16 protein-coding genes and 2 tRNA genes are annotated in these 24,851 nt (G+C 46.0%); 15 read left to right on the forward strand and 3 right to left on the reverse strand.

Features of this window, described 5'->3' with window-relative positions:
* Window positions 1–44 precede the first annotated feature (44 nt).
* The 5 genes from B7982_RS04425 to B7982_RS04445 all read left to right on the forward strand — a co-directional run bounded on the left by B7982_RS04425 (window position 45) and on the right by B7982_RS04445 (window position 4,882).
* The gene (locus B7982_RS04425) at window positions 45–1,394 is read left to right on the forward strand and encodes a hypothetical protein (protein WP_088659712.1); all 1,350 of its coding nucleotides are present in this window, start codon (window positions 45–47) and stop codon (window positions 1,392–1,394) included.
* Window positions 1,391–3,706, forward strand: a complete 2,316-nt coding sequence (locus B7982_RS04430) for a hypothetical protein (RefSeq protein ID WP_088659713.1) — start codon at window positions 1,391–1,393, stop codon at window positions 3,704–3,706. The genes B7982_RS04425 and B7982_RS04430 overlap by 4 nt, the downstream gene beginning before the upstream one ends.
* Window positions 3,707–3,708: 2 nt before the next feature.
* Window positions 3,709–4,536: a deoxyribonuclease IV gene (locus B7982_RS04435; RefSeq protein ID WP_088659714.1), complete on the forward strand. Its 828-nt coding sequence runs from the start codon at window positions 3,709–3,711 to the stop codon at window positions 4,534–4,536.
* A gap of 70 nt (window positions 4,537–4,606) precedes the next feature.
* Window positions 4,607–4,679 (forward strand) — tRNA-Asn (locus tag B7982_RS04440).
* A gap of 130 nt (window positions 4,680–4,809) precedes the next feature.
* Window positions 4,810–4,882, forward strand: a tRNA-Asn gene (locus B7982_RS04445).
* 137 nt (window positions 4,883–5,019) lie between these two features.
* Here B7982_RS04445 and B7982_RS04450 read toward each other — a convergent pair.
* Genes B7982_RS04450 through B7982_RS04460 form a run of 3 tightly spaced genes read right to left on the reverse strand, consistent with a single transcriptional unit; the run spans window position 5,020 to window position 8,401 of the window.
* On the reverse strand, window positions 5,020–5,850 hold the full coding sequence (locus B7982_RS04450; protein ID WP_088659715.1) for a hypothetical protein: 831 nt from the start codon (window positions 5,848–5,850) through the stop codon (window positions 5,020–5,022).
* Between the two features lie 22 nt (window positions 5,851–5,872).
* Window positions 5,873–6,847, reverse strand: a complete 975-nt coding sequence (floA, locus tag B7982_RS04455; protein WP_088659716.1) for a flotillin-like protein FloA — start codon at window positions 6,845–6,847, stop codon at window positions 5,873–5,875.
* Between the two features lie 42 nt (window positions 6,848–6,889).
* A complete protein-coding gene (locus tag B7982_RS04460) occupies window positions 6,890–8,401 on the reverse strand; it encodes a nodulation protein NfeD (protein ID WP_233138369.1) in 1,512 nt (503 codons plus the stop codon).
* 246 nt (window positions 8,402–8,647) lie between these two features.
* On the opposite strand from B7982_RS04460, the gene B7982_RS04465 reads away from it, so the two are divergent.
* The 10 genes from B7982_RS04465 to B7982_RS04510 all read left to right on the forward strand — a co-directional run bounded on the left by B7982_RS04465 (window position 8,648) and on the right by B7982_RS04510 (window position 24,817).
* Window positions 8,648–12,787 carry a response regulator gene (locus B7982_RS04465; RefSeq protein ID WP_233138370.1) on the forward strand — a complete coding sequence of 1,380 codons (4,140 nt, stop codon included), beginning with the start codon at window positions 8,648–8,650 and terminating at the stop codon, window positions 12,785–12,787.
* A 484-nt stretch (window positions 12,788–13,271) separates the two neighbouring features.
* Complete coding sequence (locus tag B7982_RS04470) at window positions 13,272–14,522, forward strand: radical SAM protein (RefSeq protein WP_158212958.1); 1,251 nt, start codon at window positions 13,272–13,274, stop codon at window positions 14,520–14,522.
* On the forward strand, window positions 14,515–15,387 hold the full coding sequence (locus tag B7982_RS04475) for a hypothetical protein (protein ID WP_088659720.1): 873 nt from the start codon (window positions 14,515–14,517) through the stop codon (window positions 15,385–15,387). The genes B7982_RS04470 and B7982_RS04475 overlap by 8 nt, the downstream gene beginning before the upstream one ends.
* Entirely contained in the window at window positions 15,384–16,202 is an 819-nt protein-coding gene (locus B7982_RS04480; protein WP_088659721.1) for a hypothetical protein, read from the forward strand. Before B7982_RS04475 ends, B7982_RS04480 begins: the two co-directional genes overlap by 4 nt.
* Window positions 16,199–17,068: a hypothetical protein gene (locus tag B7982_RS04485; protein WP_088659722.1), complete on the forward strand. Its 870-nt coding sequence runs from the start codon at window positions 16,199–16,201 to the stop codon at window positions 17,066–17,068. The genes B7982_RS04480 and B7982_RS04485 overlap by 4 nt, the downstream gene beginning before the upstream one ends.
* Window positions 17,069–17,070: 2 nt before the next feature.
* Window positions 17,071–18,294, forward strand: a complete 1,224-nt coding sequence (locus B7982_RS04490; protein WP_088659723.1) for a radical SAM protein — start codon at window positions 17,071–17,073, stop codon at window positions 18,292–18,294.
* A gap of 340 nt (window positions 18,295–18,634) precedes the next feature.
* Window positions 18,635–18,907 carry a 30S ribosomal protein S15 gene (gene rpsO, locus B7982_RS04495; protein WP_014547011.1) on the forward strand — a complete coding sequence of 91 codons (273 nt, stop codon included), beginning with the start codon at window positions 18,635–18,637 and terminating at the stop codon, window positions 18,905–18,907.
* Between the two features lie 20 nt (window positions 18,908–18,927).
* On the forward strand, window positions 18,928–21,168 hold the full coding sequence (pnp, locus tag B7982_RS04500) for a polyribonucleotide nucleotidyltransferase (protein WP_088659724.1): 2,241 nt from the start codon (window positions 18,928–18,930) through the stop codon (window positions 21,166–21,168).
* 197 nt (window positions 21,169–21,365) lie between these two features.
* Window positions 21,366–23,048, forward strand: coding sequence for an HD domain-containing phosphohydrolase (locus tag B7982_RS04505; protein ID WP_158212959.1), 1,683 nt, complete (start codon window positions 21,366–21,368; stop codon window positions 23,046–23,048).
* A 23-nt stretch (window positions 23,049–23,071) separates the two neighbouring features.
* A complete protein-coding gene (locus tag B7982_RS04510) occupies window positions 23,072–24,817 on the forward strand; it encodes an HD domain-containing phosphohydrolase (protein ID WP_088659726.1) in 1,746 nt (581 codons plus the stop codon).
* Window positions 24,818–24,851: the final 34 nt, after the last annotated feature.

Below are 24,851 nucleotides of genomic sequence, written 5' to 3' on the forward strand. Positions count from 1 at the left end.
AAGAAAAAGTAAATTTATTGTAAGAAAATAAGTGGAGAGGTTGTATGTTTAAGCATCTGTCTTTATCGTGTTTATTGCTTGCGATGATGGTGCCTACGAGCGCTTTGGCTGCCCCCAAGGGGCCGAAGGTCGGTAAGGTCGTTAGTGTTGTGGATCTTGCCGTTAAAAGTACGGGTAGCTGTGCAGAAAATGCGACTTGGGATGCTGTTAAAGTCAATAGTGCTGTCCGACAGCTGGATTGCTATAAGACCGGTGATGGCGGTTCTGTAGGTTTGCAGTTGAATGGTAAGGCTGAAAACTTGCTTACGATTGGGGAAAACTCTGTTGTAAATATCAGCGAGTATGTTGAAAAGAACGAAGACGGTTTTGCTATAAAAACGTCTATCCAGAAAGGCTACATGGGCTTTAAGATCGAAAAGAATAAAGGCCATGAAGTTTATTTCGGTACTGGAACGGCTGCGGCTTCGATTCGCGGAACGGAAGGTGCAATTGGCGGCAATAATACGACAGTTTTTGCAGGCTTAAAGAATGGTGCCCTGTGGGTGAGCGATTCGCAGTCTGGCGATTCACTTGTGATTGGCGAAGGTGAAACTGTTATTGGCAAGGGTTCGTTTGCCGTCTTGAAACTCAAGTCCTCTGGCGACGTGAACTTTGCCAAAATTCTCAATACCCTCATTGCTGATTCTACTTTGTCTCTAGACGATTTGAAGGCCGCTGCAGTATCTGCGGATTCCGCATATCAGGAATCCCTTGCGGCTAATGCTTCCGCACAGTCCCAGGCGGTTGCCGAAAAGGTTGAAGAAGCTCCTAGCCTGAAGGTCCCGCAAATCAAGTATTCCTCTTACGATTCCTTGCGCTGTGTAGCGAACGTTTCTGTGTCTGACATACAAAAGGGGACTGAAGCACGCTTGTCTGCCGTGATGGACGGAACTCCGATTTCGGAAGTTGGCGTGAAGCGTAATATGTCCAATCGTGTGAAATTGCGCAGCGGCGTCCATGAATATGAATTTGTTGTCGAAAACGAAGCGGGCCGCAATAGCGTCAAGAAGACTTTGGGCTGCTATCCCATGAAGCCGTTCTCTGTCAAGGTCTTTGGCCCAAACCCTGAGCTAGTCCAGATTCCGCCTGCGCCTCCGGAAGCTGAAGATGTTATTATGAAGACGTTGCAGTTCCAGATTCGCTTGCCCGAATATGACCCGAGCTTCTTGAATAAAGTTACTGTTCGCCAGAACGGCAAGGTGATTTTGCAGGAACGCTTGTCTCAAATTCAAAACTTGGATTACCAGATTCCTGTTGAACTTTCGCGTGGCCACAAGAACCGCTTTGATATTGAAGTTATCCACAAGAGTGGCTATGCTGTAAAGATGCCCAAGGTTTATGAGGTGAACAAATGATTTTTCGAGGACTCGCTCTAGCGTCTATCGCAGCTATCCCTGCTTTAGCTCAGTCTGCTCCGGATACTGCTAGCGCTATCCCGTCAGAATCGTCCTGGACTGTTAACGGTTCCGTGGGTGCTGAATTTGGCTTCCACTCCGTGGTGACCGAAAAAAATGAATCGGGTAAGACGTTTGTGAACGGTGCAGACTCGATTCGCCCTGGCAAAAAGTACAGAAACTATTTCCAGGTTCCGGGAATCTTTGGCGCATTGAATGCGTTTGTTCAGATGGAATCGCCGACGGGTCAAAAAATTGAATTTACTTTGGACGCTTCGAGTGATAGATGGAATTACTTTGATCCGAAGTATGTCCAGGCTTCGTATGAAGACCGCATGCAAAAGTTGATTTTGGGTGATTTCTATGCATCCAATGGCGACTTGTATTTGGCCGGTGTCGATGTGTTTGGTGCTAGTTATGATTTCTATTTGAACTTGAATCGGTCTGAAAATCCGCTGCTCGTGTTTAGCGTGTTTGGCGGTGAAAATCAGGCACCGAAGCTTCCTGGTGAAAGGGATCCGGACCAGTACAACAAATATATCGGTCTTGACGAAGTCGAAGCTCAGAAGATGTTGATTGGCGGCAAGCTCCTTTGGAATGCCCATAAGAATGTTGACGTAACTGTTGGCTTTATCGGGAGCAAGGATTATTTGGAAGATCCGTTCTTGCGTGATGGGACTTCGGACGATGTGAATCTCTCGAACCCGATGTTCTCTTCGAAAACGTTCTTTGGTGAAGTTAATGGCAAGGTTCTTGGCGGTCGAGGAACGTATAATGTGCAGCTAGGCTTTGGCGGTGCCGATACGGTGAATGTCGTTGCGCACCGAGCCGTAAATGCCGTGTTTGAGGAATATGGGCTCGATGTTTCTCGCTTTGCGCAGTTGCGTCGCTTGATGAACAATACTTCGCAGGTGAATCGAATGAGCCGCGAAGAACTGGAGCTGATTTTTGGCGACAATATGGAAATGAGCGTGGATGATATGCGAAGCGAATTGACTCGCATCCTGAAGCTTGCTCAAGAAGCCTTGAAAAAGCATCGCGATGAGAAGAATGACGATCCGACGGATTGGACTGCTCAAAATCTTGCTTTGTCGGGATCTTACAACTGGAAGAATAGCTCGACGATGATTGATGCGTACTTCCGCTTTGTGGGTCGTAACTATTATAGCGCGGGTTCCTCGGACTTGTTGCAGAATTCTCGCCAGTTGGGCGCCAAGTTGGATCAGCAAATTAAAGATTTTTGGAAGCTGAATTTTGGCTATGAGTTGAATATCGAAAATGCGTCTGGTCATGGTGATGCGTATAACGTATTTGGATTTGCCGAAGGCTCCAAGCTTGGACTCTTGCCGGGCGCCGATGACGATTGGCTTGAAAAGCACGAACAGGATGCTTCTCGAACGCTCTATATCCATGATTTCGAATTGAAGAATACGTTTAAGGTCCGTGACTCCATTGAAGTTGTGGCTCGTTATGCCGTCAATTACCGCACGCGTAGCACTCCGCAGAGACTCCATGGCAATTACTTTGCATCGTCGGGAATTTATTCGGATTCTTGGTTTAACGCCCAGAAGGGAAAGCCTACCGTTGATGTGGATACTGATGATGGCTCGATCCAGATTGATTCCGCCCGTTTGGCAAAATACGCCGCCTTGCAGGGCGAAGACTACTTGGCAACGCAGTTTGAAGAACGCTTGGCCAAGCATGTGTTTGAACTTTCTGCAACCATCAAGTTCCCGAAGAATGTGTTGAAGGTGGGTGGTATTTGGACTTATCGTACGGACATGTCTAAGTTTAATCAGGATGACTTGCTGAATGGTTTTGATTTTTCTGACGAGACTTATGGCATCCTGGGTTACTATTTCCATGGCGGTGATTACCTGGATGCCCGTTACCCGATTTCTTTGACGACGACGCTTGACCGTGTGCGCAATACGGTTTCCGTGACGCCGAGGTTTAGGATTTACAATCGCGATGAAATGGGCGAGTTTGAATGGAACCTTTTGGACAATGCTATGATTCAGCTGAATCCTGGTTTCCTTGACTTGATGTTGCATGGTAACATCCGCCAGAACTTCATGAGCCGCAAAGAAGATGGCAAGGACGTTCACGAAATGGAAATGGATGTGGACCTCTCTGCTGGTCTCAAGTTCCAATTCACGGAAAGGCTTGGCACTGAATTCACTTTTGGTACGTTCCTCAATTACCGTCCGGACAATGAATCTGAAGATTACAGAGACATTTACGGCAGTGTTTCTGTCAATTACGACTTCTAGCTATGCATATAGGTTGTCATCTCCCGTCTTCGGGCGGCTTTTTGGCGATGGGCGAGACTGCCCTCTCCATCGGAGCCGATACGTTCCAGTTCTTTACGCGTAACCCGCGTGGTGGCGCTGCAAAGCCGTTTGACAAGGCTGATGCCGAGGCGCTGAATGCGTTTATGGATGCTCACAACTTCGCTCCGATTTTAGCGCATGCTCCATACACGCTGAATGCTTGTGCCGCAGATCCTTCGTTAAGACAGTACGCGCAGGATGTGATGAAGGATGACCTATTCCGCATGGACCACTTCCCGCATGCGATGTACAATTTCCATCCTGGTAGCCATGTAAAGCAAGGTGCCGAGGTCGGGATAGAACTTATTTCGCAGCACTTGAATAATATCCTGCATAAAGGCTTGAAGACTAAGGTGCTCTTGGAAACGATGGCGGGGAAGGGCTCCGAAGTGGGGCGTACTTTTGAAGAGCTGCGGGCGATTGTCGATCGTGTGGAGCTTGACGAAAAGGTCGGTGTTTGCCTCGACACGTGCCATGTCTTTGATGGCGGTTACGATATCGTGAATCATTTGGACGATGTCCTCGAGTCGTTTGACAAAATTATTGGACTCAATCGTTTGTGCGCGATTCACTTGAATGATAGCAAGAATCCGATGGGTAGCCACAAGGACCGTCATGAGGTTGTCGGTGGCGGATTCATAGGCTTGGAAGCTCTTGTGAAAGTCGTAAATCACCCGGCGCTCAAGGGCTTGCCGTTCTATTTGGAAACGCCGAACGAGTTGCCTGGATATGCTCAGGAAATCGCATTAATGCGGAGTCGGGAACGCTAAAAAAAGTTGAACTTTTTTCAGCTTGTGCCTTGACAACAGAATAGAAATCATCTATATTTGGACCCGTCGATGCTTCATAGCTCAGTTGGTAGAGCCCGCGACTGTTAATCGCGTTGTCCTTGGTTCGAGTCCAAGTGAAGCAGCTCAAAACCCTCGATCGAAAGATCGGGGGTTTTGTGTCTTGGACGGTTTGACGCTTAATTTACGGGTGAGAAAAATGCGCAAACACCCCTTGACAACAGAATAGAAATCATCTATATTTGAGCCCGTCGATGCTTCATAGCTCAGTTGGTAGAGCCCGCGACTGTTAATCGCGTTGTCCTTGGTTCGAGTCCAAGTGAAGCAGCTCAAAACCCTCGATCGAAAGATCGGGGGTTTTGTGTTTTGGGCTTATATCATGCCTGTCGCTGGCATCGGTTATAAAAAATCCCGGGCGGTGGAACCGTCCGGGATGAATTGTTTGAATTTGGCGAGTTGCGCGATTTACCTGCTGTATGCAGTCCAGCGCTTTTTGAATCTGGGCTCGTCGATGACTTTACCCCAGATGAATCCGCGTCGGACGCTTTCTCTGCTTATCGAGCGCACAGCGGTGCGCTTGGTGAGCGATTCTGCAATCTCGGCCGGGTCGCCGGTGTAGCCGTTTTCGAGGTCGCTCCTGCGGGCGGCTTCGTCTGCTTCTTCGCGAGCCTTGCGGGCGCGTTCTTCAAGGATTTTCAGCTGGCTCTGCTTGTCGCTTGCGGCGGGCGAGGTGAACTGTTCGGACTTGGCTGCTGATGTTTGGGCAACAGCTTCCGCCTTCTGTTCGTGTGACAGCAAGTTGTTGAGTTCATCGATGTCTTGCACAAGAACGTCGTAAGCGCCATCTCCCATATCGCGGCCGATAATGCGGTGTTGCTGTAGCTCGTTGATGAGCTCGATAGCACGGGCTTCGGACACTTCGAATTCGATCTTGAGGTAGTCGATATCGACAAAGCCTTGCTGAACGATGTCCTCTGCGACTTCACGCATTGTCACCTGGTCGCCCAGGCGATGGTAATTCTCGGGAATGGGCGGCGGCATAGGCGATTCCATCGTTCCTTGGGCCGCTTCCCGCTGCGCTTCTTCAAACTGCTTGATGTATTCCTGCAGCTTGCGGTTGGCAGACGGTGACGGCTCGAGAGACGGCTGCTCGTTTTCGTCGAATTCCTCGTTTGCAGTGCTGTCGTAATCCTCTTCATTGCGCTGCTTGTCCTGGAGAGCTTTCTTTTTGGCACTAGCTCTCTTGATTAGCGCGTCAATGACGAAAATTGCGATGAATATGAGTAATGATTCCATGGGCTAAACCCCTTGGGATGGATTACTTGGTGGCTTCCGGAGCGGTTCCGATTTCTTTACGCATCTGCGTGTCGGCTTCGATGTTCTTGAGGTTGTAGTAGTCCATCACGCCGAGCTTTCCGTCGCGGAGAGCGGTTGCCATAGCCATCGGAATCTGGGCTTCGGCTTCGACGAGCTTAGCCTTCATTTCCATCACCTTAGCCTTCATTTCCTGTTCGGCGGCGAATGCCATGGCGCGGCGTTCTTCTGCCTTGGCCTGAGCAATCTTCTTGTCGGCTTCGGCACGGTCGGTTTCGAGGATAGCACCGATGTTCTGGCCCACGTCCACGTCTGCAATATCGATGGAGAGGATTTCGAATGCCGTACCTGCGTCAAGGCCGGAGGCGAGCACCTTCTTGGAAATCATGTTCGGGTTTTCGAGCACTTCCTTGTGGCTCTGTGCAGAACCGATGGAAGACACGATGCCTTCGCCAACGCGGGCGACAACCGTTTCTTCGCCGGCACCACCGACGAGCTTTTGGATGCTGGCGCGCACGGTGATACGGGTAATGGCGTGGAGCTGAATACCGTCGAGAGCCACGGCGGAGACTTTCGGAGTTTCGATGACCTTCGGGTTCACGGACATCTGCACGGCTTCGAGCACGTTACGGCCTGCAAGGTCGATGGCTGCGGCTTCCTTGAAGTCGAGCTTGATGTTTGCCTTGTTAGCGGCGATGAGAGCTTGGATCACGCGGAGCACGTTACCGCGGGAAAGGTAGTGGGCTTCGAGCAAGTTTGTGTCAACCGGGAGGCCTGCCTTGCAGCTGAGGATTCGGGCTTCCACGATGACCTGCGGCGGAACCTTACGGAGACGCATACCGATGAGCTGGAAAATGCTCACGTTTGCCTTGGAGAACAAGGCCTGGAGCCAGAGGCTAAAGAATCTGCCGATAAAGGCGAGAATGATGATGACGACGATGGCGGCAATGATAATGCCAACAGTGAGAAGAGTATCCATTTGTTTTTCTCCAAGTTATATGTTTTTGTTTTAAAATCTATGCTAGGCGCGGGTGACCCAGATGTGACCTTCCTGCACGGCTTCGACTTTGACGTTCTGCCCGGCTTCGATAATTTCGCCGTGAGTTTGTACGTCAAAGAGCTTGGTGGAGCCATCTGGCATGGTAAAGTTTGCCTGGCCTACCGGGCGGAGGAAAGTCTTTGCTGTTCCGACAGTGCCGATAGCGACTTCCTGAACGGCTTCGGTCGGGGAGACTGCGGTTTCCATGTCGGTCTTGAGCATGGGCGTCCAGCCTTCGGGTAAAAGCGGAATCAGGTACTTGCTTGCAGCAATCGGAATGATAAGGGCTACTGCGGCGCTCCCGAGAACAAAGAACAGCCCGAATAGCCATGGGGTCGCGTCAAATGTCGTTTCGACTGCATCGGGGACGTATTCGGGGATGTTTGCCGAGTCAAAGCTCATGATGAGTGCGATGATCATGCAAGCGATACCGCCAACGCCAAAGAGGTATGTGCCCGGCATGACGAATATCTCGACTAGGAACAAAATCACACCTGCGATTAGCAAGATTGCCGGAATGTAGCCGTCAAGCTGCGGTGCGAACTGCCCGAAGAAGACGATGCCGATAAGGATGATGCCGATAATGCCGAACATCCCGAATCCAGGCGTCTTGAATTCAATGTAGAGTGCCCCGAATCCGAGAATCAGGAGAATGCCCGAGATGGCGGCAATGGCGCTTGCAAGCTTTTCTCCGGTATTCGTTTCCACTTCGCTTTTCTTTTCGAAGGCGAGCTTTGTCTCAAAGTCATCGCGGTTCTTGAACGTGCCCCTTGAAAATCCGAGTTCTTCGGCTTCCTTGTCGGTCATGGTCAAAAGTTCGCCTTCTTTTACGAGAATCTTGGGGGCTCCCCAGAATTTCTTTTCGGCGCTATCGAGAACTGCAAATTTCTTGCCTTCGATGATGAGCGTCGTGTCGCGTTCCGTGGCCTTTCCCTTGTCGAGCTTGGCGGTGAGTTCGAGCACTTCGAGTTCCGGAGTCACGAACGAAGAGGCTAAGAGTTCCGGGTAGCCGTTGCGCTGGGCGAGGTTTCTGAACTTGGCGCGGAGCGGGGACTGGATTTTTTCACCGACGATTTGCGGAGTGCCGTCGCCACCCTGCACAATCGGGGCGCAGTCGCCGATGGTTGTCGCTTCGAGCATGTAGAGCTTTTTGCAGGCGAGGGCGATGAGGCTACCTGCACTGATGGCCTTTTTCTTTACGAGGGCGATTGTTTCGACGTCCTTGACGGCCATGATGGTATCGACGAGGTCGAAGGCGGCATCGAGTCGTCCGCCGAACGTATTGATTTCAAAGACGATGGCGTCAGGCTTTTTTTCGAGGGCTTCACCGATGGCGCGTGCGCAGAATTCATACATGGTGGGGTCGACGTCGCCTTCCAGTTTAATCCAGACCGCCTGCTTTTTGGGGGCTGAAATCTCGGTTTTTGCGGAATCGACCACTGGTGTTGTGACGGTTGTCGTGTCTGCGAACGAAAATGTGGCTAAAAATGCCAAAAAGAGAAAAATTTTGGTCAATAATTTCATATCGTCAATGTATAAAGATTTGTTTTCTTATGGACATCTTTTTGTGAAAAAAAACACTTTTTTGTAGAAATACGGATTAAAAGCGTTATTTTTTTTGATTTTCCCGTCAAATTGCGTTTTCAAAATGTATAATATAATTGGAAATCTTACAAAAAACTTATGAACAATAAATTTTTCAAACGTAATCTAATTGTATCGCTGCTTCTTGTTGCGTTTTTGTTTATTGTAACAAACGTTTCTTTTTTGTATATCAACAGGCAGGCGATTGACGATAGCTGGGACTCCCTTGATGAAGTCGCCTATGCTTCCGAAGCGAAGATGGGCTTTTTAGGCCGTTCGCTTTTGAGCGCTCTTTCCAATATTTCGACCGTGGTGGGGATGGAAGAAAACCTCCTCTCCGAAAATATGGTGCGTATGATTCGCGGCACCCGCATCGGTCCCTTGGTGTCGGTGGTTCGCCTTTATTTGCCCGATGGTCACATTATTGCAGACCATGCCGTTGTTTTTGACTCTTCGTATATTCAGCATTATCAGAAAATCGTTTCTCCCAAGCCGTATATTTCGAAAGTCGGTCGCGATTTGGTCCACTCCGAAAATATTGTGTTCGAACAGCTAGTCCCTGTCCGCCGTAGGGGGCAGGTGGTGGCCATGCTTTCGGCTGTTTCTGAGATTAAGCCTTTGTATGGCTATGTGGCGACGAACGCCTTCAAGGGCAAGGCATCTTTGATTGTGGTGGACCGTAGAGACGGTTCCTTTGTTGTCGAAAAAACTGGAAAATGGAAAAACTTTAACGAGTTTGTAAGGAATATTCAGACAAAGAAAGGGTATTCTGTAGACGAGTGGGCGGCAACCGTGATGAAGGGAGAATCCGCCCATATAGCCTATGAGGAGGCTTCTTCGGACGAAGCTAAGCTTTTGGTGGCTTTGCCATTGTTTGGTGGTTGCTGGACCCAGCTTTTGTATGTGAACGAGAATATCGCCTTTGCGCGTGTGGATAAAATCCGCAAGTTCTATATCGGGATTTCGGCAATTGAACTTCTCGTGATTCTCTTGTATTTGCTCCGCATGGTGTGGAATGCCCGCCGCATGGCCGAAGCTGAAAGTAATGAGTATTCCGAAATTGCCGATGCCTTGAGCGGTACTTATGAATGCATTTTCTATGTGAACGTTTTGGATGACACTTTTGACACGTTCCATTCCGACAGGCTTATGAACAAGCTTCACGAAGAGGTGCATGGGAAGGACTTCTTCTTTGAATCTATATCGAGTTTGCGCCATAACCTGTATGAAGACGACCTTGAAATTGTGATGCACTTTATGGAAAAGGGGTCCTTCTTAAAGCGTCTAGAAGAGAATCCGAGTGCGTCTGTGGAATACAGGCTTGTCATTGATGGAACTCCGCAGTTCTATCGAATGAAGGCAATCAAGTCTAGCAAAGATGAAAACCATGTCATTGTTGCTGTGGAAAATATTGATTCCGAAGTCAACAAAGCTATTGCCCAGCGCCAAGAAATGGACCGCAACAACAGGGTTATTGAATCCCTGGCTTCAGACTTTGACTTTGTGAACTACGTAACGCTTGGCGAAGATGCTTCTTCGGACTTTGTTGTGACGTACCGCGCCAGTTCTGTGCTTTTGAAGGCAATCCCTGGATGGTCTTCTGAAAAGAGTTTCTCTAAGAGAATGGATCTGTTGCTCAAGTATCTTGTCTGTGATTCTGACAAAAATCAGTTCCAGGTGCAGACGAGCCGCGATCGCCTTGTCTCGACGTTGAAGAACGAATCGGTGATTCATGTCAACTTCAAGATCAAGCTTGAAGGCAAGGAAGTTTGTTACCAGATGAAGATTATTGCCGACAAGGATGAAATTGGCAATCTCAAGGGTATCGTTTTTGGTCTGCACAGTGTCGATGAAGAAATCAAGAAGCAGATGGAAATCCAGTCGAACCTGAAGCAGAACCTTGAAATTATCGACATTCTTTCGGAAGACTATTCGTCACTCTTCTACTTCAATCTTGTCGATGACACAAGCGGAGTCCTTGCTGTTCGTGAAGATATTAGGGCTGCTTTTAAGGATCCTTTTGCCAACTGCGAAAGGCTGGAAGATGTCTTTAAGACGTTTGTCCTGAATATGGCGCACCCGGATGACCGTGAAAAGCTTATCGGGCTTGCTTCTAGAGAGTATGTGGCCGGACAGCTTATGCACCAGAAGCGCTTGACCATTGTATTTAGACACCTCTACGGTACTGAATACAAGTACACGCGTCTCGTGTTTGCCAAGGCTGAACCTGTCGATGTCCCGCCGAAGCTTATCGCTGTTGGCTTTGTCGAAGTGGATGCCCAGTACCGTGCAGAAACGGAACACCAGGAAAATATTGAACGCATTATGAGCCTTTCGGACCAGTACGAAGTCGTGTTCGATGTCAATATCGATACGGGCTTGTTTAGCGTTTCGTTGACAGGCGGAAAGTTCAAAGATGTCGTTAATGAAGAGACTGGAGAAGGCGTTGACTTCTTTAAGGACAGGGAAAAGGATGTCCGCAAGATTGTCTATAAGGACGATGTTGATTCCGTGCTCTCTTCGCTTAATCGCGATACCGTAATTGCTCGCTTGCAACACGATAACTCCTTCTTCCAGGATTATCGACGTGTGACTAGCGAAGGGCTCAAGTGGTACCGCATGAAGGTGACCAAGATGGGCGACTGGTCCAAGTCTCGTCGAGTGCTTGTCGGCCTGTTCAATAACGATGTCGTTTACCGCAAGGAAATGGCGCAACAGGCGGCCCTTGAACAGGCGCTTGAAATGGCGAAGTCGGCGTCACGTGCAAAGACGATGTTCCTCAACAACATGAGCCATGATATCCGTACTCCGATGAATGCGATTATCGGCTATACGGAACTTGCGACAATCCATATTGGCAACAAGGAACAGGTGCGGAACTTCCTTGGAAAGATTGAGCTTTCTTCGAACCACCTGCTTTCGCTTATCAATGACGTGCTTGACATGAGCCGTATTGAATCGGGCAAGCTGAACTTGAATGAAAAGCTGGAACATCTTCCGGAAATAATCCATACGCTCAAGGATATTGTCCAGGCGGATATCAATGCGAAGAACTTGCAGTTCTTTGCCAATAGCGTCGGTATTCGTAACGAAGATGTTGTCTGTGATAGGCTCCGTTTGAACCAGGTGCTTTTGAACGTGATTTCAAACGCTATCAAGTACACGCCGGCGGGTGGCTCCATCTGGTTCTCTGTGGAACAGAAGGAATCGGACGAAGATGGCTATGGCGTTTACGAGTTCCGCATCAAGGACTCGGGCATTGGCATGAGCGAAGATTTCTTGCCGAAGATTTATGATGCGTTTACCCGTGTGAATTCCTCGACGGTCTCTGGCATCCAGGGAACGGGTCTTGGCATGGCGATTACAAAGAACATTGTCGACATGATGGATGGCACGATCGACATCAAGAGCAAGGTGGACGAAGGAACTGATGTTGTTCTGAATTTCAAGTTTGCTCTTGCCGGCGCTGAACATGAACTTGAACGCGTCAAGGAACTGGAAGGCAAAAGGATTCTCGTTGTCGATGACGATGTGGATTGTGCTAAGAGCATTCCGCAGATCTTTAAGGAACTCGGTGTTGAAGCTGAATGTTGCTATTCTGGCGCAGACGCCTTGGAACGTGTGAAGGCGGCGAAGGCCGAAGGTCACTTGTACGACGCCTTCCTTGTGGACTGGCGCATGCCGAACATGGATGGCATGAAAACGACGTCGATGCTTCGCGAGTTGCTCGGGAACGATATCCTTGTGATTGTGATGTCTGCCTATGAATGGTCGGATATCGAGGACAAGGCGACCGAAGTCGGAATCCATAACTTTGTAAGTAAACCTGTGTTCCCGTCGGATGCCCGTGATACGCTGATGCGCAGCTTTGGGCTTTTACAGGCGGAAACTCCGGTATCGGATAAGAAGATCAGCTTTAATGGCAAAAAGGTTTTGCTTGTCGATGATAACGAACTGAACCGCGAAATCGCCCAGGAAATTCTGGAGGACTGCGGAATACTCGTGACGACGGCTTGCGATGGCGAAAAGGCTGTGGAATACATGAAGAATGTACAGCCGGGCGCCTGCGACTTGATTTTGATGGACGTCCAGATGCCTATCATGGATGGTTACGAGGCGACGAGGCTTATTCGTAAGCTCGACAACAAGGTGGCTGCCGAAATCCCGATTATCGCGATGACGGCAAATGCCTTTGCTGATGACCAGCAGGCGGCACTTGATGCCGGCATGAACGAGCATGTGGCAAAACCAGTGAACGTCAACAAGCTGAAAGAAGTGCTTTCGAGGTTCCTTTGATAGACGAAAGAACGCGTCTCCGGCGCTACAGACGAAAGACTAGAGGGTAATAAAGTGGATGATGTTTTTTTTTACAATTTTATAAAACATTAATTATCTGGTGGCTATCTGCTCCCTTCAAAAAAAAATAAAAACATTAGATTTTTTTTATTTTTTTTATTATTTTTTATTATTTTGCTTAAGGAAATGGAAAATGCAGAGTCGCCATAAAGGATGAATGCAAAGAGAAAGTCGATTCGCTTGATAGGATGTAGGCGCTAACTAAAAAAAGGATGCTGTTATGAAGATGATAAGTCTAAAGAAGCTTCAGAAAGGTACAAAGGCCGCTGCAATGAGCGTTCGTTATACTAGTGTGTGCACCAAGTAAACGTGCAAATTTTCATATAGTGGTTAAAGTCTATACTTTGGGCCTTAACCACTATCATTATGGTTAGTTATGAAATTTTCAAGGTACAATATAGAGATTGATATTGATGGAAATCGCATGCTGATGAATACGGTTTCCTTGGATTTGTTACCAATAGATTCAGATTTTCCGCTATGTCAGAATGGAATTGATAGTGCAAAATTATCTTCAGAACAAATTTCTATGCTTCAAGAGGGCGGTTTTATTGTCGATGATGCTCTTGATGAACTGCAGGTTATAGAGGATAAATTTGACGCGGAAAAAACAGAATCGTTGATGTCCGTAAAACTGCTCTTATCAACGGAATGTAATTCAAATTGCCAATATTGTTATCAGCATTTTGCCAATTATGAAAACTCAACAATAAGTGATGCGCAAATTCGCACATTTGTTTTGTGGGTAAATAATTACGTTGTGGAAAATAATATTCAAAAATTTTCTCTGGAACTTTTTGGTGGGGAGCCTTTACTTGCATCAAAACACTTACCCTTGTTATTTGATTTGTTGAATGAATTGAAAAGCAATAGGCGTTTCAGTGAATTCTCCGTTTCTATAATAACCAATACTTCTTTGTTTACGGATCAAATCCTTTCGTTGTTGGTAAAAAATGATGTTGAGTTTAAGTTTTCCATTGACGGCCCTAAGATTGTGCATGATAGCAGAAGACCTTTAAAGAATGGTACTAGTTCTTATGATAAAACTATAGAAGCAATTAAAAAAATTAAAGAGATGGGACGGATTGATCTTGTCACGGCAAGATTTAATCTGGATAAAAGAAATATAGAATATTTGGAAAATGTTGCCCAAACTTTGCATGAATTGGGCGTAGAGCGCCTTTATTGCGGTAGAGTGTTTTTTCGAGGAAAAAAAACTCCTTACTCAGCGAATATTATAAATGAAAAAAGTTATTATCAAAATGGCACGTGTTTAAAATTATTCCATGTTCTTTCAAAATATGGGTATTCTGATACGCCTTGCGTTATAGAACCCTCTAGAGTTTGCCAGTTTTATCGTCTGCATAGTTACGTTGTGTCTCCAAAACTGGAGGTTGCTAAATGTGACGAACTTCTTGATATAAAGGAGCTGCAAGTGGGATATATAGATTCTAGTGGTTTTTTGAAAAAAGTTGGGAAAAACTATCAGCTTCAGACCGGAAGGACTCCGTCAAAAGATATTGAATGTAAAAATTGTGCATACCTTCCAATATGTGGAATGGGCTGTCCAATAGAGGCTATGAATTTGACGGGAAACCCTTTGAATCATGTTTGTATGAATAAAGAATTACTTCAGGAAAAAATAAAAGTTCTATTGATGGCTAATAATGAATAAAAAAAAATTTGAAGTCCCATATAATTTTGACGAAGAGCTTATTCCGTTCTATAAGGAATATTCTAATTATGTAAATTTTCTGTTTCTTCCGCCCTACAAAGATGATCTTATCAATACTCGAACGATTATCCAGTCGGCTGACAAGGGGGACTGCTATATGCCGCAATGTCGTTACGAGTATGAATCTCATTTAAAAGAAATCAAAGATGCTGGTTTGCGATTTGTTGTTCTTTGGCAAGTGAAAGACAACGTTATCTCGAAATCTATGCTTGATTATTATGTTAATCTTGGTGCGGCTGGCTTTATTGTTGCCAATGATGACAATGCGAAAATAATAAAAAAATATGATGATGGTTTACTCGTTATATGTAGTATAGTGCAAAGATTATGTGCTGGAATGCTGGCAAAAGATTTTTCCAACTATGACTACGTGGTTATGTATTATCCCTTTAATCGCTCATTAAATGCGATTAAACTTCTGAAAGAAATTAAAGAAAAAATTGTGATTATGCCTAATACGGTATGCCACACGGATTGCCCAGCAATTCATCATTGGTTTCCATCAAAAGATCGTCCATTTAATCAAGATAGAGATTGTATGGCAATCAAGAATATTGATCGGTGTTGTTTTATTTATCCTGAGCACTTATCTCTTTTCGATGATTTTGTTGGTGGGTATAAATTGCAGGGTAGAGAATATCCTACTAGCATAATTAAAGATGTTTGTAGGGCTTTCTTTACTCGGAAGACTCCTCCGTCCCTTTTAGAAGCGAACATAGAAGAAAAACTCCAGGAGAATTTGTGTAAAATGACTCTTGAAGAATATTACAATGTTAAAACATCTGATGTTGTTGCCTGCTTATGATTAATATACTTGTTGTTGGTGAAGAATCCTGGAAAATCCCTGAGCGTGCTGATGTCGCAATTTATTGCAGGAAGAATCCGGCAGATGTCGATTTGTACAGCGATTCGTCGCGAACGTTGTACATGTTGAATGAAAGTGATAAATGGATTGTTGTAGATTATGTAATATGGCGCTGCCAGTTTTGTGAAAATTATTCCATAGAACATAAAATTTTAGATCTTATTAATTTTACAAAAACAAAGTGCATAAATAGTGCTAGAACAAACATTATGTTTGGACATAATATTTCGATGTTTAATGCAATGAACGAGTGTAATATGCCTGTCATTCCACGTAGGTTTATGATTGGAAGACGAAGTACTGTATTTGTTCATCCAGAGAATGATGTGGAGGTGTTTAAGATTGGAGATTATCATAGTGGATATGCAAAATCCATAATTCGAAATAAAGAAACGTATCAAGATACCATAGATATGGCGTGTTTGTTTGATGATATACAATCTTTAGAGCCGTTTGTGAATTATGTGCAGGATGTTAGGATTTTGAAAATAGGGGCTTCATTTGGCGCTTACGAAAGAATTCCCTCAATGTGGAAAGCAAATGTGTGTCCGCATTTTTTGAAGGAACTTTTAATTAATGATATTCCGGCAGAAATCATTGAGCATACAAATGCTTTGTCTGAATATATTAAAGCGGATGTTGTTGGCGTGGACTGGATAAAAGATGAGGATGGCCATTGGTATGCGCTTGAAGCGAATCTTGCACCAGGCATGGAAAAAGAAGATAATTATAAAAAAATCGTGTCGTTACTATGAATTTGTATACGAAATCAATTAAAGAATTAAAAAAGACGAATAAAGTGCGTTTTTTTTTGCGGTTTGATCCTCTTGTTATTCCAAATGAATATGATGATAATTATATAGCTAATCAAATAGATGCCTGTAACTATTTTTTTTGTTGGTTTAGCAATCCGAATTGCTCTTTTATGGATATGCTGAGACAACAACATCGGCTTGCTGCTTTGGGAAAAACAGGGAATAACACGTATCTTATAAAAGGTTATTTTCGTACGCGAGAGGGGGGCTGCGATAACTGGGACTTGCGAGACAATCTAGCAGGCATGACCCGTTATGAACTTAGGAAAAAAGGTATTGACCATGCTCATTTAGATTTGCTTCGTATTCGGCCTAATGAATATGATATTTATCGGGACGAAGATTATTTTAAAAAGATATACCAACCAACAACAGGGAAGATTGGGGTGGATAGAGCAACAGTGTGTACGGCTAGCATTGCTGTTGACGATCGAAGGGTCTATAGTCATTCATTTATGTTTCGAAAAAATCGTTATTTCTATATAAAACATCCAGAAGGATCCGATTTTGAGTATTTGCAAGCTGAATTGGAGAAAAAAATGTCTATGTTATTAAGCCTAAAAAATGCTGGTAAAATAGATTTAGACAAGTTATTGTTCCATCTATCCTCCTATTATCAGTTGTTTTTAGTATGGATGCCTTTTGCCCATATCAATAATTCTATTGTGTGGGGCCAAATGAATGCTATATTGCAGTATTTTGGATATGGGGCCTGTTCTCATGGTCGTTTAGATACCTATGCAATGTTGCTGTCTTCAAAGAATTTTCGGCACTTGTTTGAACTCCATGTTAAGGATAATAATTAAATATGAATCTTATTATAATAGATTCCTGTACAAATTCATGTCCATATTGTTTTGCGGAAAAAGAAATGTCAAAACATAGGGCAAATACAATGTCTATAGAAACTTTTGAGAAGGTTTTGCGCAAAATTCGAGCAACACCATATCCTGTTTCTGTAAATGTTCTTGGAGGAGAACCCTTGCTTCATCCTCAATTAGGGAAGATGATTGAACAATTAGAAGTGGAAAATAATGTTTCCGATTACACGATACTTTCTGGTGGAGTTGTGAAACAAAATTCATTTGATTTTTTTTCGCCAAATTCAAGGAAAATAAGTTTTCTTTTCAATGTCAATCAGAAAAAAGATTACAGGACGGAGCAATCGTATAATCTTGTGCATGATAATATTGGTCGATTGATTGATAGGGGGTTCAAAGTCTCTTTGGGATTTAATATTTATCAGATGGATTTTAATGCGCAGGAAATTATTGAGTATTGTACAACTTATGGAGTGTCTGCTCTTAGGCTTGCAGTTGCGAAACCGACGTATGGCATGGAAAATCCGAATCTTTTAATGCCGAAACAATATAGAGAACTTTCGCCAAAGGTGGCGGATCTGATAGAAATGGCATCTGCGTGTAATGTGAAGGTGAATGTAGATTGCATGCTGCCAAAGTGTTTTTTCAATGATGCCGATTTGTCAAGAGTAATCAAAGCACAACCTGGGGTGCTAGACGGAGTGTTCGGCAAATGTGGAATTGCCTTAGATGTTACACCTCAAGAAGATGTATTTCGTTGTTTTGCGACCGAGGAAATGCAAAAAAAGAAACTTGATGATTTTGAAAACTTCGAAGAAATGACGGATTTTTTTACGGATTTGTTTGATAATAGTTCAAAACGCCCTGATATTTTCTCGAAATGCAAAGACTGTAAATATGCGGAAAATCAAACATGTAAAGGAGATTGCTATGCGAATTGGAAGGATCTTGATGTTAAAGAATCTTTTTCGTCAATGATTGAAAATATCTATAACTGGATTGAAAAAAAAGATTTTGAAAAGGCGTATTCCCATTTAAAAGAAATAAAGCAAAATGTTCCTGCTGTGTCTCTTTTGTGGGCGTATTATTGGCTATCTTGTGGTGATAAAGTAAGGGCTCGTAGCTACGCAAGAAATGTAATAATCTTAACAAATGATAATGAGTTGATTGATAATGCAAAGAGCATCCTTGATTTCGTTTCTTCTAACTAAAAATGAAGACAAAGAGAGACTGTTAACTATAATGCAGGAGAAGTTTTGTGACGCAGTTTATTTTACAATCTCGAAAATAATGGCTCTTTGTGCTTGTTTTAGCCCAAAATTCTTTCGTTTAATATTATATTAGCTCATTATAGGCGTGTGTAACATGGCTCGGTCTTGTCAATTCACGCAAGCGTGGTTGCCGCGACTCTCGCCTTTAGTTATATTTACCCGCAAATTGCATTTTTGCCTGGGTCCTGTGACCAGATTCGCCAATTCCACTGGTGCTAGAGCAGTAAACTCGGACAAAAACATGTAATGAAACAAACAATCAAAAAAAGGAATGGCTACAATGGCTACTATCACTAAAGAAAAGGCTGCAGAACTCACCGCTAAGTTTGGTGCTAACGAAAAGGACACCGGTAACGTCCGCGTTCAGATCGCTATCCTCACGGAAAAGATCAAGAACCTCACCGAACACATCAAGACCAACAAGAAGGACTTCCACTCTCTCCGCGGTCTGTCCATGATGGTTGCAAAGCGCAAGAACCTTCTCAAGTACTACGGCGAAAAGGACATTATCGCTCAGCGTGCATTGATCAAGGATCTCGGTCTCCGCGGCTAATTCTCTGACTGGAGATTTTTATGTCAACAGAAGCTTATCAAGCTAAATACGGCAAGATGCTCGACCCGAAGGAAGTGTCTGTAAACCTTCCGGATGGCCGTGTCATTACGTTTGAAACTGGCCGTATCGCAAAGCAGGCACGTGGTTCTGCTGTCGCCAAGATGGGGGACGCGTTTGTCCTTTCTACCGTTTGCTACGGTGAAGAAAAGGATGGTGACTTCTTCCCTCTGACAGTTGAATACCGCGAAAAGTCTTACGCTGCCGGACGCCTGCCTGGTGGCTATAGCAAGCGCGAACCGGGTCGTCCGAGCGATGAAGAAATTCTTTCTGCTCGTATCATCGACCGTCCGATTCGTCCGATGTTCCCGGAAAACTTCACTCGTGAAGTCCAGGTCATCGTTCAGGTTCTTTCTTCCGACAAGAAGTTTGCTCCGGACGTTCTTGGCGTAAGTGCCGCATCTCTTTCCATTGGTCTTTCTGAACTCCCGTTCGAACAGCAGGTCGCTGCCGTTCGCGTGGCTGTGGTCGATGGCCAGAACATCGTGATGCCGACTTATGACCAGGTTGCCGTGGCCGATCTAGACCTCGTGGTCGCCGGTACGGAAGACTCTGTGTGCATGGTCGAAGGTGGTGCTTACGAAGTGTCCGAAGACACGATGATTGGCGCTATCCTCGCAGGTCACGAAGTCATCAAGGAAATGTGCAAGGCCCAACAGCAACTGGTGGACCGCTGCTCCAAGCCGAAGATGGAACTCAAGCCGAAGTTTGTTGGTGAAGAACACGACAAGCTCGTTGCTACGGTTAAGGAAGTTGTCTGGGACGAACTGAACAAGGACGTCCACTCCAACATGGTGAAGACGGACTTCTATCCGGCTATGGCAGACCTCTGTGCCAAGATGCTCGAAGACCCGCGCATCCTCGCTATCATTGGCGAAGGTGATGCTCAGGATCCGAAGCTCGCTGCTGATGCAAAGGGCATCTTTAGCGAACTCGAACGCACGGCTATGCGCGAAATGATTTTGAACGAAGGCGTTCGTCTTGACGGCCGTACCACGACCGAAGTCCGCCCGATCGAAATCGAAATGGGCGTGCTCCCGCGTGCTCACGGTTCTGCAATCTTCCAGCGTGGCGAAACCCAGGGTCTCGTCATTTGTACGCTTGGAACAAAGGCTGACGAACAACGTTACGAAAGCTTGCAGGGCGAAGGTTCTAAAAGCTACATGCTTCATTACAACTTCCCACCGTTCTCCGTCGGTGAATGCAAGAAGCTCGGTCTTTCTCGCCGTGAAATTGGTCACGGTCACTTGGCCGAACGCTCCCTCGCTGCAGTCCTTCCGCTTCCGGAAGACTTCCCGTACACAATCCGCGTGGTTTCCGAAATCATGGAATCCAACGGTTCTTCTTCCATGGCCTCTGTTTGCGGTGGCTGCCTCAGCTTGATGGACGCTGGCGTTCCTATCAAGGCTCCGGTTGCAGGTATCGCCATGGGCCTCATCTCCGAAAAGGGCTCCGTCAAGGAAGGCGGCAAGATCAAGATCTTGACCGACATTACCGGTACGGAAGACCACCTCGGCGATATGGACTTCAAGGTGACGGGTACTGCTGAAGGTATCACGGCATTCCAGATGGACATCAAGATCCGCGGTATCACCCCGGAACTTATGCGTGAAGCTTTGGAACAGGCTCGTCAGGGCCGTATCCACATTCTCGGTCGCATGGCTGAACTTGGCCTCCCGGCACCGCGTCCGCACGTTTCTGAAAAGGCTCCGACGATGCTCAAAATGCGCATCCCGACCACGAAGATTCGTGACGTTATCGGTTCTGGTGGCTCTGTCATCAAGGGTATGCAGGCTCAGACGGGCTGCACCATCAACATTGACGACAACGGCAATATCGACATCGCCGCCCCGACGGGTAAGGCTGGTGAAGTTTGCCGCCGCATGATCGAAGAACTCACTGCAGAACCGGAACCGGGCCGCAAGTACAAGGGCAAGGTGAAGACGATCCAGCCGTTTGGTGCATTCGTCGAAATCCTCCCGGGTCGCGATGGTCTCGTTCACATCTCCGAACTTGCCGACCACCGTGTCGATAAGGTCGAAGACGTTGTTCACGTCGGTGACGAAGTCGAAGTGCTCTGCCTCGGTGTTGACCCGAAGGGCAAGGTGAAGCTCTCTATGAAGGCTTTGCTCCCTCCGAAGGCCGCTCCGGCTGCTGAAGCTGCTCCGGAAGCACCTGCTGCCGAAGCTCCGACTGAAGCATAGTCCTGGACTTGTCCAAATAGACTCTTTAAAGAAAGCGCATGACTTAGGTTGTGCGTTTTCTTTTTTTATATTTAAAATTGACACTTTTGCAAAGTGAACTTTTTAGGAGGCGGATTGTTCATTTTTTGCAAAAATAGATTACCTTTATTAATGGATATATTCCGGTTGCGGATATGGGTTACATCTATTTGACATTGATGTTTGTTTTGTCTGCTGTCAATTTGGCGGTGCTTTCTTTGCGTTTCCAAAATCAGCGGAACAATTACGTTTACTATGCCTTCTACGCGATTCTCGTCGCGAATTTTGGCCATTGGCTCCTGGGCTTCTCGGAGTCGGTTGAGGGGGCTATTATCGCGAACAAGGTGAACTACCTTGGCGGGTCGTTCCTCCCGATGTTCATGTTCTTTGCACTTTTGAAAGTTTGCAAGATGAGCATTCCGAAGTGGATGCACTTGATGCTCATTGCCATGAGCTTTACTATTTGCGCACTGGCAATGACGGTTGGGTATTTCCCGGCTTACTACAAGACGGTGGAATATGTTGTTCAGGCGGGTGTCGGTAATTACGTGGCGACGTATGGATGGGCTCACGGCTTGTTCAATGCTTTCCTGGTGAGCTATGTCATTTTGGACATTTGGATTATTATCCGAGCCATTTTGCACCAGAAGATGGTTTCGCTCAAGAATATCATTGCGATGATTATTGGCGAAATTGCGACAATCATGTCGTTCTTCCTGGCCCGATTCCTGGGAAGCGACATGCTTATCATGCCGTTTATCTATGTCCTTGACCAGATCCTCCTGTTGTACATTTGTAACAACGTCAAGTGGTACGATATTACGGAATGCGTGATTGAATCCATTGAAACGGAAAGCTCTTGCGCTTACTTGTCGTTCTCGATCGATGGCGCCTACTTGGGCGCAAACCGTATTGCGATGAACTTCTTCCCGGAACTTGTCAAGATGAGAGTAGATGCTCACTTGAAGGGTGAAACGGAACTGCAACAGCACATTATGTCCTGGATCGAGAAGTACAGGAAGTCCAAGATTTTGACGGATTACTGCCAAATGACCGAATTCAATTATTCGGGGCGCCACTACAAGTGCGAAGTGAAAGTCTTGAGACAGGTCCATGGCAAAAACGTGTTCTTGTTCAGGATTGAAGACAATACGCAGGAACAGCAGTATATCGATGCCCTTGGCCGTAGCAATTCCATGTTGCAGAAGAACATGGTGAAGACCGAAAATGAAAAGCTCTCGGTGCAGGAAAAGTGGATTGTGGGCATGGCGCAGATGGCGGAAAGCCGTGCAGGTAACATGGACGGTCACATCAAGCGTACAAGCGAAGTTGTGAAAATCCTGGTGTCGATGATGCGCAAAAAAGGTATCGACAATTTGTCGGACAAGTTCCTGGATGTGCTGATTGCTGCAGCTCCGATGTATGATTTGGGCAAGGTCGCGATTGACGATGCTGTGTTGCGTAAGCCGGGCCGCTTTAACTTTGATGACTACGAAATCATGAAAACCCATGCGGCGAAGGGTGCTAACATTATCGAAAAGCTCCTCTCCGAAGTGAAGGACAATTACTTTGTGAGTGTCGCCAAGAATATGGCTTTGTATCACCATGAACGTTGGGATGGCACGGGATACCCCGAACAGCGTTCTGGTGAGAACATCCCGATGGAAGCTCGTATTATGGCTCTTGCGGACGTTTATGACGCCTTGGTGAGCAAGCGCTGCTATAAGGAACGCATGTCGTTCAGGGAAGCGCGTGATGTGATTTTGGCCTCGATGGGCAAGCAGTTTGACCCGCATTTGAAGGACTGCTTCCTGGAATGCCAGGACCAGTTGATGGATTATTACTGTTCTGTGGATCATTGATTGAACTTGTTTGAGAGAGTGGTATGTTTGTCATCTATTACTTGATTGCCATGTGCGTCTTTTCGGGGATCAACGCCTGCCTGCTTTCGTATTTTTATCGCAGGCCGTTGAATACCTATTTTACGGCGTTCTTCTTCTCGATTGTCCTTGCCGACTTTGGCTACTTGTTCCTCGCTCTTTCGACGACGATTGAGGGGGCGATTGTTGCAAACAAAGTGTGCTATTTGGGCGCATGCTTCTTGCCGCTTTTCTTGTTCCTTTTGATTTGTCGCTTGTGTTCGTTTGATTTGTCCAGGTGGATTAAGCTTGCCCTTTTCATGTATAGCACCTTGGTGTTTGCGCTTTCGTGTACGGTAGGCTTTAGCGATGTGTTCTATGAATCGGTACGATATGTTGTCTTGAATGGCTTTGGCAGTTATTTGCCGACATACGGCCCTGGGCATGTCCTGTGGAATATCCTCCTGTACTTTTATATGGTGGCCAATGTCGTTGTCATTATTGTTGCCGCCAAAAAGAAACGCAATGTCAGCTACAAGACGTTGATTGCTATTGCTGGACTTGCTTTTGTTTCTATCGGTGCGTTTATCTTGGCACGCAATCTGGAAAACGATACCTTGCTCATGCCGTTTGTGTATTTGATCGATGAACTGGTATTGCTCTATATTTGCGCTTTGGTGAAAATGCACGATGTGATGAACAGCGTGCTTGAATCTCTTGAGGCCGAAAATACGGCTGCATATTTGGCTTTCTCGCCAAAGGGGCTTTACCTTGGATGTAATGATATCGCTAGCCGTTACTTCCCGGAACTTTTGGAATGCCGTGTGGACCATGTTTTACCGACTGATGTTGAAATTGAAAGTGTCTTCAAAGAAGGCATGGAGCAGCTGAAGGGCGCTAGCGGGGACAAGGTCTATCGCTTTACGTACAAGGATCGCTATTTCAAGGCGGTTATGCGTAATGTGCACCAGAACAAGAAATTGCAGATATTCCTGTTCCGCATTGAAGACGAAACGAATATCCAGCGCTACATTGAACGATTGGATGCCAATAACACGGAACTTGCGGCCCTTATCAAGAACAATAAGAATCAGATTCGCTTGTTCCAGAACCAGATGCTTGTCGGCATGGCCGAAATGGTCAATAACAAGGATGGCTTTACGGGGGCGCACCTCAAGCGTACCAAGGAAGTGGTGAGCATTCTTGTTGCAAAAATGCAGAAGGACCCGGATCTCAACTACTCGAAGGAATTTTATGATGACATGATTGCCGCGGCTCCTATGCACGACATCGGTAAAATTGCCATTGATGACAAGGTCCTTTGCAAGCCGGGCAAGTTTACGCCTGAAGAATTTGACGAGATGAAGACTCATGCCGAAAAGGGCGCTATCATTATCAAGAACCTGCTTTCGAATTTCCAGAGCGAACTGTTTGTGGAAATCGCAAAGAATATGGCTGGTGGCCATCACGAACGCTGGGATGGCAGTGGATACCCGTATGGGCTGAAGGGTGAGGCAATCCCCTTGGAAGCCCGTGTGATGGCTGTGGCGGACGTGTATGACGCTCTCGTGAGTAAGAGGTGCTACAAGGAAGCTTTCTCCTTTGACGATGCTTACGATATCATCGACAAGTCGATGGGCAAGCACTTTGATCCGAGCCTCAAGAAGTACTTTGACCAGAGCCGTGCGGAATTGGAAGAGTACTACCGCAAGGAATGCGAAGCTGAAAGAGCTGAAGCCGAGAAATCTTCAGTGGAAAGCCCCGCGAATTAGGTCTGTACGCTTTATGTAATTGTTGCTAAATGGC

This window comes from Fibrobacter sp. UWB2 (genome assembly GCF_002210425.1).
GTDB classification, from domain to species: domain Bacteria; phylum Fibrobacterota; class Fibrobacteria; order Fibrobacterales; family Fibrobacteraceae; genus Fibrobacter; species Fibrobacter elongatus.

Coding starts and splice junctions, on each gene's coding strand:
- B7982_RS04470 (WP_158212958.1), top strand. CDS start 13,272: ATGCTGATGAATACGGTTTCCTTGGATTTGTTACCAATAGATTCAGAT.
- pnp (WP_088659724.1), top strand. CDS start 18,928: ATGTCAACAGAAGCTTATCAAGCTAAATACGGCAAGATGCTCGACCCG.
- B7982_RS04450 (WP_088659715.1), bottom strand. CDS start 5,850: ATGGAATCATTACTCATATTCATCGCAATTTTCGTCATTGACGCGCTA.
- B7982_RS04505 (WP_158212959.1), top strand. CDS start 21,366: ATGTTTGTTTTGTCTGCTGTCAATTTGGCGGTGCTTTCTTTGCGTTTC.
- B7982_RS04435 (WP_088659714.1), top strand. CDS start 3,709: ATGCATATAGGTTGTCATCTCCCGTCTTCGGGCGGCTTTTTGGCGATG.
- B7982_RS04480 (WP_088659721.1), top strand. CDS start 15,384: ATGATTAATATACTTGTTGTTGGTGAAGAATCCTGGAAAATCCCTGAG.
- B7982_RS04430 (WP_088659713.1), top strand. CDS start 1,391: ATGATTTTTCGAGGACTCGCTCTAGCGTCTATCGCAGCTATCCCTGCT.
- B7982_RS04485 (WP_088659722.1), top strand. CDS start 16,199: ATGAATTTGTATACGAAATCAATTAAAGAATTAAAAAAGACGAATAAA.
- B7982_RS04425 (WP_088659712.1), top strand. CDS start 45: ATGTTTAAGCATCTGTCTTTATCGTGTTTATTGCTTGCGATGATGGTG.
- rpsO (WP_014547011.1), top strand. CDS start 18,635: ATGGCTACTATCACTAAAGAAAAGGCTGCAGAACTCACCGCTAAGTTT.
- floA (WP_088659716.1), bottom strand. CDS start 6,847: ATGGATACTCTTCTCACTGTTGGCATTATCATTGCCGCCATCGTCGTC.
- B7982_RS04490 (WP_088659723.1), top strand. CDS start 17,071: ATGAATCTTATTATAATAGATTCCTGTACAAATTCATGTCCATATTGT.
- B7982_RS04510 (WP_088659726.1), top strand. CDS start 23,072: ATGTTTGTCATCTATTACTTGATTGCCATGTGCGTCTTTTCGGGGATC.
- B7982_RS04475 (WP_088659720.1), top strand. CDS start 14,515: ATGAATAAAAAAAAATTTGAAGTCCCATATAATTTTGACGAAGAGCTT.